10 protein-coding genes are annotated in these 9,224 nt (G+C 54.1%); 5 read left to right on the top strand and 5 right to left on the bottom strand.

Annotated features, from left to right (window positions below):
* Positions 1 to 414: 414 nt before the first annotated feature.
* The 5 genes from JMJ95_RS09295 to JMJ95_RS09315 are packed head-to-tail and all read right to left on the bottom strand — an operon-like array spanning position 415 to position 6,365.
* Positions 415 to 1,230, bottom strand: coding sequence for a glycosyltransferase family 2 protein (locus JMJ95_RS09295; RefSeq protein WP_290684756.1), 816 nt, complete (start codon positions 1,228 to 1,230; stop codon positions 415 to 417).
* 10 nt (positions 1,231 to 1,240) lie between these two features.
* Positions 1,241 to 2,152 (bottom strand): NAD-dependent epimerase/dehydratase family protein, encoded by a 912-nt coding sequence (locus JMJ95_RS09300; protein ID WP_290684757.1) that lies wholly within the window; start codon positions 2,150 to 2,152, stop codon positions 1,241 to 1,243.
* Positions 2,149 to 3,174, bottom strand: a complete 1,026-nt coding sequence (locus JMJ95_RS09305) for a glycosyltransferase family 4 protein (RefSeq protein WP_290684759.1) — start codon at positions 3,172 to 3,174, stop codon at positions 2,149 to 2,151. Before JMJ95_RS09305 ends, JMJ95_RS09300 begins: the two co-directional genes overlap by 4 nt.
* A complete protein-coding gene (locus JMJ95_RS09310) occupies positions 3,171 to 5,033 on the bottom strand; it encodes a nucleoside-diphosphate sugar epimerase/dehydratase (RefSeq protein WP_290684760.1) in 1,863 nt (620 codons plus the stop codon). The genes JMJ95_RS09305 and JMJ95_RS09310 overlap by 4 nt, the downstream gene beginning before the upstream one ends.
* A 15-nt stretch (positions 5,034 to 5,048) precedes the next feature.
* Positions 5,049 to 6,365 (bottom strand): GNVR domain-containing protein, encoded by a 1,317-nt coding sequence (locus tag JMJ95_RS09315; RefSeq protein ID WP_290684762.1) that lies wholly within the window; start codon positions 6,363 to 6,365, stop codon positions 5,049 to 5,051.
* A 235-nt stretch (positions 6,366 to 6,600) separates the two neighbouring features.
* Between JMJ95_RS09315 and JMJ95_RS09320 the strand changes: the two genes are divergently transcribed.
* The 5 genes from JMJ95_RS09320 to JMJ95_RS09340 all read left to right on the top strand — a co-directional run bounded on the left by JMJ95_RS09320 (position 6,601) and on the right by JMJ95_RS09340 (position 8,826).
* Complete coding sequence (locus JMJ95_RS09320; protein WP_290684764.1) at positions 6,601 to 6,822, top strand: DUF1659 domain-containing protein; 222 nt, start codon at positions 6,601 to 6,603, stop codon at positions 6,820 to 6,822.
* Between the two features lie 22 nt (positions 6,823 to 6,844).
* Positions 6,845 to 7,045, top strand: coding sequence for a DUF2922 domain-containing protein (locus JMJ95_RS09325; protein ID WP_133959255.1), 201 nt, complete (start codon positions 6,845 to 6,847; stop codon positions 7,043 to 7,045).
* A gap of 69 nt (positions 7,046 to 7,114) precedes the next feature.
* Positions 7,115 to 7,258: a YvrJ family protein gene (locus JMJ95_RS09330; protein ID WP_290684766.1), complete on the top strand. Its 144-nt coding sequence runs from the start codon at positions 7,115 to 7,117 to the stop codon at positions 7,256 to 7,258.
* Between the two features lie 723 nt (positions 7,259 to 7,981).
* Positions 7,982 to 8,338 (top strand): D-Ala-D-Ala carboxypeptidase family metallohydrolase, encoded by a 357-nt coding sequence (locus JMJ95_RS09335; RefSeq protein ID WP_290684768.1) that lies wholly within the window; start codon positions 7,982 to 7,984, stop codon positions 8,336 to 8,338.
* Between the two features lie 11 nt (positions 8,339 to 8,349).
* Positions 8,350 to 8,826, top strand: coding sequence for a sigma-70 family RNA polymerase sigma factor (locus tag JMJ95_RS09340; RefSeq protein ID WP_290684770.1), 477 nt, complete (start codon positions 8,350 to 8,352; stop codon positions 8,824 to 8,826).
* The last annotated feature ends 398 nt before the right edge of the window (positions 8,827 to 9,224 follow it).

Here is a 9,224-nt window from a genome sequence, read left to right on the forward strand (position 1 = left end):
CCGCTTAGCAGTTCCAGTACGACCTTCGATTTGAATTCTGGATTGTAGGTATTTTTCTTCTTCATCATTTCATTATTATATTCGGTTCGACCATATTTTTCATGTCTCATTTCTTGGGAGCATTATAGAATACCCGTCCGGTGAGGAACCTGGAGGAGGACAAAGTGGTGTGGCTCAATCCTGAGAAGGATGAAAGAGCGCGGGAAACTTTAACCCCGGAAAAGCGACAAGTCGGTTGACAGACACCGGGCGGAACAGTTGAAATTCAGACTGTAGGAAGTTGGACAGCCGATTTAATTTTCGAGGTTCAGGAAAACAGGGGACCTGTTTTCAAATCTGTCTGAAACAGCTTCGCAAAGCCCTGGAAATTCAGGGTGCTATTTTTGATTTCGATTTATTTTGGACAGCAGTGATTTATTCAGATGATTTGTAAGCTTTTGGGTAGCAAGTATTCCTCTCTTTATCGAAAATCCAACCCCATTTATTGAAATACTGAAATGCGCTTTTTAGAAATATAAAGAGCAAACGGCAGTTTTTATGAGAACCTCTCTCGTACTCATGGTAAACAGAAAAAGAAGGATCAAGTACCGTACTGGCGAGTTGCATCATTCGCCTGGTTAGATCAATATCTTCAGTATACATGAAAAAACGTTCATCAAACCCACCGAGATCTTTAAAAAATTTTGATCGCAAAAGCATAAAACAACCTGAAATAAAAGGTATTTCTATGGGATAACTATAATCATAAGAGTAAATCTCATACCGTTCATTGATTTTATCCTGAAGTCTGCTGAATGGACAGAACCTTCGGATAAAAAAATCTAAAGGGGTAGGCAACAGACGTGCTGTTCTTTGGAGGGTGCCGTCAGGAAATAGTACTTTTGGGGCAAGGATTCCTATGTTTTCGTTTCCTTTCATTTTGTCGATCATTCTTTCAAGAACTAAGGGCTCAAAGGAAATATCCGGGTTTACTACCAAATGAAATTCTGAGGTGTTTTTTTTATGTGAGAAAGCCTTGTTGTGCCCTCTGCCGAAGCCAATATTCCGTGGATCATGTAGATACTGAATATTTCTTCCTTGAAACAAGGAAGAAAGACTATTAGTAGGGGAATTATCATATACAACTAATTCCCATTTGACAGTGCTTTCCCTGAAAGAATTGAGCAACTCTAATATTTGCTCCTCTTTATTTTGGAATAAAACAAGAGATATTGTAAGGTCAATCGACATTTTGTTAGTTTCACCTTTCTATATTAAGGCTTTGATTAATACCAACCTGAAGAGAATAAAACGGTTTCCAATCAAAGTTTCGGCTCGCTTTGGAAGAAGAAACAATAAGCGATCGAGTGATTTTTTTAATGGTTTCCTGCTTTCCTGCCATAGATGCTAATGTTTCCAAAAGAGTAACGGAAAACGGCAGAACTCGAGGTTTTACGTTGAGTGCTGACGCCATCAACTTTAACAATTCGGGTGTCGAGGGAGTTTCCTCGTCTGCGATATGAAAGAGGGAACCTCCGGCAAGATGTGACTCAACGATGTGTTCAATAGCATCAGAAAGATTCCCAACAAAAACCAGGCTTCTTGCATTTCTTACGCTGGCAAACGGTAAAGGAATTCCTCTTTTAACGGCATTCATGAGTTTCAAAAAATTTCCCTTGACCCCAGGGCCGTAGATCATTGGAGGCCGAAGGATGATCGTGTCGATTGTCCGTGAATATTTGAGAACCAGTTCTTCAGTTTCCTTTTTTGAAATTCCGTAGCAGTCTTCAGGGCGGCAGGGGCTTTCCTCGGTAAAGGGTTCATCGATAGGGGTTTCTTCACCCACGGCTTTAATGGAACTGAGATAGATGAATTTTTTTACGCCGAGATCCTTGGAAGCTTCAAGAAGCGCCTTTGTGATATCGACATTGATGTGCCGGTAGGAGGGCAATGCGGACGGATTCCCCGCGTCTGCTGCGTGGGTTTTAGCGATCAAGTGGACGACGGTTTCACATTCTGCCTTCTCGAGGGCCTTTCTCCAGGCTTCAACTGAGAAGGGATCGCCGAGATCGTTTCTTGTTGGAGCAATTACTTCGTATCCTTTGCCTGTTAAGTGGTTCTTCAGATGCCCCCCCACAAAACCCGTTGTTCCTGTGATGAAGACTTTTTTCATGATTCTTTACCTGCCTCTTTGGATGTAATGGAAGAAAAACGGCGATAGAGTTGTAACCATAGTACTCCAAGAAGGCCATAAATTGTCGCGAACAACAGAAAAATATAGTGCGAGAAAAAGAATGCTGCAAGCGAGGCACAGAACCCTAACAGGAGAGCGATGATCGTCACGGAAGAGTGCCTGAATCCCGCCTTGATGAACTGCTGGTACAGATGGTCCCGATGGGCTTCCGACAGGCGCTTTCGCCTTCTTGCGCGCATGATCAGGGTGAGGGTGGCGTCCACGGCAAAGACGGAGACGAGTACGGCCCAGGTGAGGAGCGGCACTGTATTGGTATTCTCGGTGTAAAGGGCGAAGCAGAAGAAGGTGAAGCCCAGGAAGCCGCTGCCGGCGTCGCCCATGAAGACTTTTGCGGGTGACCAGTTCCAGATTAGAAAACCGAGCACCGAGGCAGCCAGGGCGAAAAGGGCAAAAGAGACGGGGGTACCTTTCGTGAGAAAGGCGCCTGTCGATGCCGCGAGGACCGCTTCACCAGCAGCTAGACCGTCGATGCCGTCCATGAAGTTGTAGAGGTTCACCATCCATACGCCGCCGATAAATGCGAGAACGTGCCCTATATAGCCGAGAGGCAGGGTGGCGAACCCAAGGGAGAGGGAGAGCATTCCTCCCAGGTGATACAGGGCCCAGAGCACAGCTATGCTGTGGACGCCGAGGCGTTTCCAGGCGGGAAGGGTTTTTCGGTCGTCACTCCACCCGACGGCAGCGACGGCCAGACCCCCTCCGGAGAGGGCGAGCCAGAGGGATGCTTCCCTCGGGAAAATAAAGGGGCACAGGAGAATAACGGCAAGAAAAAGAGCGACGAAAATCACTCCTCCGCCCCGGGGAGTAGGCAGCGTGTGGGAGCTGCGCTCGTTGGGGATGTCGAGGATGGCTTCCTGCCGGGCGTAGTTGATGTAGAGTTTTGTCCCGACGCAGGAGAGGAGAGCCAGACCGGAAAAAAACACGAGAGAAAAAAATGTCATTTCCCGTTCTCCTCCCTGCAGAACCGGCAATGGGGTATGAGTTTCCCCAGCTTTTCCCTTATTGCCCTGCCGTTTTCTTCTTCCGCCGCTTGCCGGAGTTCCTCCAGAAGTTCCGGCATGTCGGCGGGGAGGCCGTTGTTCCGGGCCACGAAGATTTTCTTGAACCGGGAGGTTTCCGTGCCTTCCTCGGCGGTGAGGAGTTCCTCGAAGAGTTTTTCACCCGGGCGGATGCCCGAGAAGACGATGTCGATGTCGGTGCCGGGCTCGAAGCCTGAGAGGCGGATGAGGTCCGATGCAAGGTCGATGATCTTGACCGGCTGCCCCATGTCCAGCACGAAGACGGAGCCGTTCCGCTTCATTCCTCCCGCCTGGAGTACGAGCTGGGCTGCCTCGGGGATGGTCATGAAGTACCGGGTCATCTCCGGATGGGTGACGGTAACGGGGCCGCCCCGGCGGATCTGCTCCTTGAAGGTGGGGATGACGCTGCCCCTGCTGCCCAGCACGTTGCCGAACCGGACGGAGACGAAGGCCTGTCCCGGAAGGGCTTTTTCGGCCGCCGAGCGGACGATCATTTCGGCAACCCGCTTGGAGGCGCCCATGACGGAGGTGGGGTTCACTGCCTTGTCGGTAGAGATGTTGACGAAGACCTCCACGGCGTGCTCCAGGGCGAGTTCGGCCAGGTTTTGGGTGCCGAAGACGTTATTCAGGATGGCCTCCTCGGGGTTCTCCTCCATGAGGGGGACGTGCTTGTGGGCCGCCGCGTGAAAGACCACCCGGGGGGAGTGGGCCTCGAAGATCCGCCGCAGGCGCTCCCGGTTCCGCACGTCGGACACCACGGTGGTGATGTTGCGGACGTGATGGATGTTCCGGAGCTCCTGCTCGATCTGGAAGAGGCTGTTCTCCCCCCGCCCCAGGAGGATGATGTGCCGGGGCTCGAAGGGGAGGATCTGCCGGACGATCTCGCTGCCGATGGATCCGCCCGCGCCGGTGACGAGGACCACGCGGCCGGTGATGTACCCGGCGATCTCGTCCAGGTCCAGCCGGACGGGGTCGCGGTTGAGGAGGTCTTCCACCTCCACGTCCCGGATGCTGGAGATGGAGACCTTGCCCGAGAGGACTTCCCATATTCCGGGGATGATCCGCGCAGGTATTTCGGCCTTCCGGGCCGTTTCGAGGATGGACCGGATGGCGTCGCCCATGACGGAGGGGATGGCGATGAGGATTTCGTCCACCGACTGGCCCCGGGCGACGGCGGCGAGGCGTTTTACCGGGCCGAAGACGGGGTAGCCCACGAAGGTGGTGTTCCACTTTCCGGGATCGTCGTCGAGGAAGCCCACGGGGGTGAGGCAGGACTCGGGATGGCGGAGCATCTCCCGGACGATCATGGTGCCGGCGTCACCGGCGCCGATGACGAGGACCCGCTTGTTCTGGCCCCTGCCTTTCCTGCGGACGTTCCCTTCGAGGAAGAGGCGGACCAGCAGGCGGGCGGCTCCCCAGGAGAGAAGCAGCAGCATGCCGTCGATGAGGGGGATGCTGCGGGGGATGCGGTAATAGGGCGACAGGAGGAAGGCCGCCGTGGAGGAGAGAAGGGTGAAGGCGGCGACGGCCTTGCCGAGGCGGGTAAGGTCCCGGACGCCGATGCTCCGCCAGGACTGCCTGAAGAGGCCGAAGCCGAGGATTAATGCAACCTTGATGGCCAGGCTGAGGAGGATGTAGAAGACTTCGCTCCGTTGATAGAGCTTCGGGATCGGAAGGTCGAGGCGCAGCGCAAATGCCCCCCACGACGCGGCGGCGGCGAGGGCGAGGTCGATGGCGAATTTGATCAGGAGGGTTTTTCTGGGCCCCGGCTTTGTAAGCATTTCGGCGGTTGTTGTTTATTTAGCCTTTGCAGAAGCCGTTCGGTTCTTCACCATGTTGACGATGAGTGCGGCGAAGATGCCGATGAACAGGCCGAGAACGCCGGAAAGGGCGACGATGAGGGTTTTCCTCGGCGCCACGGGCGACGTGGGAAGAATGGGCTGTTCGATGACACGGATAGGGTCGGCGGCTTCGGCGGCCGCGATCCGGGTTTCCTGAAATTTTTTCGCAAGGTTTGTATAGGCATCATTCAGGGCTTTTTCTTCTCGTTCGAGCCGCTGGATGTTCTTCCTGCTCTCCACGAGAAGAGCCTGCTTTTCGTTGAATTCTTTTTCCGTTGCTTTAAGATACTGCTCCAGGTCAGCTATAGAGGACTTGAGGGATGCAATTTCCGCCTCGGATTCGACGACCTTGCTTTTAAGATTGGTAAAAACCGGATTGAACACTTCATCCTGAATTCTCAAAGATTCTGGCGATGAAAACCCTTCCGTCTCACTTCTGTTTGAGAGAAAACTCCACAATGTCTCATTTGCAGGCAATCTGTTGATCAAAAGTTTTTGAGGCTCTTGACCAAGCATGTCTTTCCGAATTTTGACTTCCGCTTCAAGTCCCACCAGGGTGCGTGTTTTCACGGAGAATTCTTCCAGGAATTTGCTGTGAAGGGATTTGAGGGTATCAAGCTTTTTTTCCAGAAACTCTACCGGATTAGATTTGCGGTACTCTGCAAGGGAATCCTCCACCGATTTCAGATCCCTTTTCACGATTTCGAAGTTTTCACTCACATATTCGAAGGATTGGGTTCCCCTCGTGGAGAAAAGCTGGGCATTCCTTCGAGTGAAGTGGGTGATCCACGAAGAAAGGAAAGATGTCAGGGCAGCGGGATCTCCTCCCTTGAGGGATACGGAAAGCGTAAAGGGCAACTTGCCGGTGGTGTCCTTTTCAGATGCCTTGTTGACACTGACGGACATATTTTTCTGAGCAGTGGCCGCATTAGGCTTTTCGATCCCTGAATAGACTTCCGCAATGACGTCGTTCAGCAGATCCTGGGCGAGGGCGAGATCCTTGTAGATTTCGGAAGAAAACATCTGGCCGCCGGAATTTTTATCTTCGGTCAGTTCTCTAGAAATCGGGGGAAGGATGAGCAGCGTCGTCTTTGCCTCGTAGGTTTTCGGCGTCAGCAGGGCAAAGGTTGTGCCTGCGGCAATGAAGAGCACCACGCAGATCAAGATGACCCATTTCTGTTTCCATAGTGCCATAAAAAGATCCATCAGGTCGATTTCATCGTCGTCCCCGCAGGGAATCCGGGGATCGGCAGGCTGCTGGTTTTCGGTCATGGGAATGGAGTTCCTCCTTGATACGTTTTTGGGATTATATACGGAAAAATTATAGCATCATATCCGTCTTAAGGGACTTTTGTTCGTTCGGTTCTTCAAGTTTTCGCTTCTTCAAAGAATCCGGAAGAAAGTCATCTTGAAAAATGGTAACCATTTGTATATATTAGAGGTCAAGAGCACTCTTATAGATGTCCGGGATGAATCCGGGCTATTTTGAAATTAGGGAGGAATTGACATGGCAGTGTATTCGCCTTTGAAGAGTTCCGTAGTGCTTCGCCTCAATACCGGTACCGGCGACGACGGCAAGATGATCGTCCGGTCCGTGACCATGAGCCGGATTCGTCCGGCGGTGGATGCCACGTCGCTGAAATCGGCGACGGATGCCCTTGGGGCCCTTTTTGATTATCCGGTGCTGGCAGTGGAGAAAGTGGGCACCGATTCCGTGGAAGCCGCCTAGGCTGAAAGGAGAGTGACGGGATATGAAGACGTTTCGGATGAAGTTTCTGACTGATCTCGGCAAGACCTTCGTGGTGTCGCTGAACTACGCGAAGGAGACCATTTCCGCCGCCGAGGCGGAGGCGGCCATGGACGCGGTGATCGACAACGATATTTTCGATCAGGCGCTGGTGTCCATCGCCGGGGCGGAGCTTGTGGACCGCACGGTGACGGAGATTCTGTAGCCGGTAGTGATGCAGGGGAGGGGGAGTCCTCTCCCCTTTGTTTCCTGAGGTAAAGGAGGGAGCCGAACAATGGAGGATTTTATGTCCACGGTGGTACAGAACGGGTTCTCCGTGGCGGTGGCGGCCTTTCTGCTGGTGCGCATGGAGAAGCGCCTGGAGGAGCTTTCCCTGGCCATCCGAGACTTGCATGCCGCCATACTGGCGAAGGGGTAAAGGCTTGGTGCCGGGAATTGCGTTGCTCAGGACGACAGGGCAAGGGCAAAACCGAGGGAAGGACCTGGTTTAAAGGCCTTAAAGACCAAATCGGGATTCTACCCCTTCGGGGATGCTGCGCGAACGCTTTGCTCAGGACGACAGGCAAGGGCAAACCCGAGGGGGGATTCGCTTATTTTGTCATCCTGAGGCCGGCCTTCTTGGCCGAAGGATCTGGTACTTAAGGCAGTCCAGAGTCAACCCTGAGGTCCTTCCCTCGCTGTGCTCGGGATGCTTCGCGATCACTTCGTTCAGGACGACAGGGCAAGGGCAAAACCGAGGGAAGGACCCTCTTTTGTTTGTCATCCTGAGGACGGCCTTCTTGGCCGAAGGATCTGGTACTTGAGGCAGTGCAAAGTCAAACCCGAGGTCCTTCGGGCGGTGAAGCCGCCCTCAGGACGACAGGGCAAGGGCAAAAGCGAGGGGAAGGACCCTCTTTTGTTTGTCATCCTGAGGCCGGCCTTCTTGGCCGAAGGATCTGGTACTTGAGGTAGTGCAGAGTCAACCCCGAGGTCCTTCCCTTCGTTCAGGACGACAGGGCAAGAGCAACACCGAGGTCCTTCCCCTTCGGGGATGCTGCGCGATCGGGCGGAGAAGCCGCCCTCAGGACGACAAAACCCAGGGCGCTGCCGTCAGGACGACAGCCCCAACACGAAGCCGTTTTTCAATAAAGGTGGTGAATGTATGGCAGAAAAATCAACCCGGCTGAATGACCTTCCCGTGGCGGAGCATTTCCGCCTCCGGGAATTCGAATGCCCCTGCTGCCACTGCGTGAGGCTCTGTCCTCTCCTGGTGGAGCTGCTCGAGGCCATGAGGGACCAGTGGGGAAAACCGGTGGTCATCAGCAGCGGATATAGGTGCCCGCCCCATAACAAGCGGGTGAAGGGGGCGGCGCGGAGTCTTCACATGGAGGGACGGGCGGCGGATGTCCTTGTTCCGTTCAACGAGCAATCGGCGGTGGAGGTCTTTGCCCGGCGGGCGGGTTTCACACAGGTCATTCCCTATGGCCGACGGAATTTCATGCATTTGGCGGTAGCGTGACGGAGGGATGAATGGAGTTTTCGAAATATGACATGGAGGCGGAAACTGTGCGCTTCCGCCCGCTGGTAATGGCCACGGCGAGACGATACGCCGGCAGGGGGGCGCTTTTCGACGACCTGGTGCAGGAAGGGTATCTTGCCCTGCTGGAACTGATCCCGAGGTGCGGGGATCCGGAACGGCTGCCTCTTTTTCTGAAGAACCGGCTTCCGGCAAGGGTGAGGGCCGTCGCCCGGAGGGAATGGCGGCAGCAGTACGTTCCCCTGGAGGATATGGAAGGAACACCGGAGGAACCTTCAGTCTTTGTGGAACCCTCATTTCCGGACCGGGCGGTTGAGGAGAGTCTCGCCGGGGAGGACAGGGAGCTTGTTTTTTTGCTGGCAGAAGGATTCAACCAGGAAGAGGCTGCCGAGAGGTTCGGCATAACACAACAGGCGGTGAGCGCCAGGCTGCGGCTTCTGAGAAAGCGCCTTGCACCGCTGATTCAATAGAGAAGAAGGACGAAGTGAGGGGAGAAACAGGCCCCTCACTTTTTTTGTGAGGGAGGCGGCCTGGACGGGTGGGAGGGGAGCGCTGTTTCTTTCATCCGGAACGAAGTTGATCGCGATCGCGCAGCACCCAGAGCGAAGCGGAGGGAGCATCCCGAGTGTAGCGAGGGGAGATTTGCTTTTGGCTGTCATCCTGAGGCCGGTATTTGGGCCGAAGGATCTCGTACTTGAGGGCGTTCGAACCAAAGGCAGATCCCTCCTCGCTGCGCTCGTTCGGGACGACAGGGTGGTGTCATCCCGAGGCCGGGGGCATGGCCGAGGGATCTCGGGCTTGAGGTACTCCGGAGTCAAAACCGAGGTCCTTCGCCTTGCTCAGGACGACAGACAAAGGCAACCCAGAG

This window comes from Aminivibrio sp., from assembly GCF_016756745.1.
In the GTDB taxonomy this organism is placed as follows: domain Bacteria; phylum Synergistota; class Synergistia; order Synergistales; family Aminobacteriaceae; genus Aminivibrio.